At 71.7% G+C, this 1,970-nt stretch carries 1 protein-coding gene; it reads left to right on the top strand.

Annotated elements, in window-relative coordinates:
• Positions 1-1,970 (top strand): ATP-binding protein (locus ACN675_RS28960; protein WP_420754085.1); only part of this gene is annotated, 1,970 nt, incomplete at both ends.

Genomic DNA, 1,970 nt, shown 5'->3' with positions numbered 1-1,970 from the left:
CCGCCTCGTGCCGTCCCCGGAGGCCGACGCGGATCGGGTGCGCGAGGTTCGCCCGGAGCGAGGGGTCGGCGCTTCGGCCGACGCCTGGCAGCGGCACCGCTTCTTCGCGGGACTCGCCCGCGGCCTCGTCGGCGATCGACCGGTTCTGCTGACCCTGGACAACCTGCAGTGGTGCGACCGGGAGACGCTGGTGTTTCTCGTGTTCTGTCTGGGCTTGATGCGCGGTGCTCCCCTGCTGGTCGCGGCGGCCGCGCGGGACGACACCTCGGAGGCCGCGGCCGCCGTCACCGAATGGGCGACCGGGCTGGCCTCGTCGGGCACGGTGACGGAACTGCGAGTGAACCCCTTGGACGAAGCGGACAGCACCCGTCTGGCCGAAGCGATCGGTGGACGATCGCTCACCGGCGAGGAGCGGCCACTGCTCCACACGACGACCGGGGGCTTCCCGCTGTACATCGTCGAGGCGATGCGGTCCACGTCCGACCGGGACGACGCGCTCTCGGTGGACGGCCTGTCGTCGGTGCTGCACCACCGTGTGGAGCAGTCGAGTCCGGCTGCGCGGGAGGTGGCGGGTCTGGCCGCCGCGGTCGGACGTGACTTCACGCTCGACCTGCTCACCGAGGCAAGCGATCTCGGTGCAATCGCGGTGGTGCAGGCAGTCGACGAACTGTGGCGCCGGCGCATCGTCACCGAGTTCCGCGACGGTTACGACTTCACGCACGACCTGTTGCGCGACGCCGCCTACGCGACGGTCGGATCGCCGCAGCGATGGCTGCTGCACCGGCGGCTCGCGCAGGCACTGGAACTGCTGCACCGCGACGACACCGATCCGGTGTCGGCGCAACTCGCCGAGCAGTACGCCCGTGGTGGACGTCCGGATCGGGCGGTGCCGTACTACCGGCGGGCGGCCGACATCGCGAGCCGCAGGTTCGCGTATGCCGAGGCGATCCGGCTGCATCGGCGCGCACTCACCCTGGTGCGCGCGCGTCCGGGAACCGGTTCCGCCGCAGAAGAACTCGAGATCCTCGAGGCACTGGCGGCACCGCTCAACGCCCGCTACGGCTATTCCTCACCCGAGTTGCAGCACACCCTCGAACGTTCGATCGAGCTTGCCGACACGCTGGGACGCACGGAGTCGACGATCGTCGGCCTCGTCGGGCTCTGGTCGTCACGATTCGTGCACGGTGACACCGCGGGCGCGCATCGGGCGGTGACGCGCGCATTGACGCTGGTGGAACCCGGGACCGAACTGTGCGGGTCGGCCCATTTCGCGTACGCGGGGTCAGCGGTGAGCCTCGGCCGGCCGGCCGAGGCGCTGGGTCATTTCGCGCTGGCCGCCGAACTCACCGAAGGCGCACACTCGTGGACCGTCGGCACCCGCCCGGACGTGCACGGCTGTGCGTGGGCGGCGCACGCGCACTGGCTGCTCGGCGACGACGTGGCAGCGCGCTCGCGCTGCCGGGAGGCGATCGCGTTGGCCCGCCGCGGCGACGATCCGTTCGTTCTGACCGTCGCACTCGCGTACGGCGCGGTCACCCGGCAGTTGTGCGGGGACCTGCCCGGATTGCGCGAGACGGTCGCCGAACTGCGGGAACTGTGCTCCCGGTACGACTTCGCGTACTACCGGGAATGGGGGCTGATCCTCGACGGCTGGTCCCGTGCGGGCGGTGACGGCATCGGTACGGTCCGGCGCGGCATCGCCAATCTGCGGGCGGCCGGTTCCTTCGCCCGGATGCCGTACTGGCTGTCGCTGCTCGCGGATCTGTACCGCGAGAGGCCCGGCGACGCGCGCGCGACCCTCGACGCGGCGACGGTCGTGGCCCGGTCCCGCGACGACCGGTGGTGGCTGCCCGAGGTGATGCGGATGCGCGCCGCGTACGACGAACCGGCGGCCGCCGCGGCGCGACTGCGTGCCGCCGCGAAGTTGGCGGGTGATCACGGCAGTGTCGCCCTGGTGCGGCGCTGCGAAC

The organism is Rhodococcus sp. O3, assembly GCF_048897285.1.
GTDB lineage: Bacteria > Actinomycetota > Actinomycetes > Mycobacteriales > Mycobacteriaceae > Rhodococcus.
This window is presented reverse-complemented; position numbering and strand designations above follow the sequence as displayed.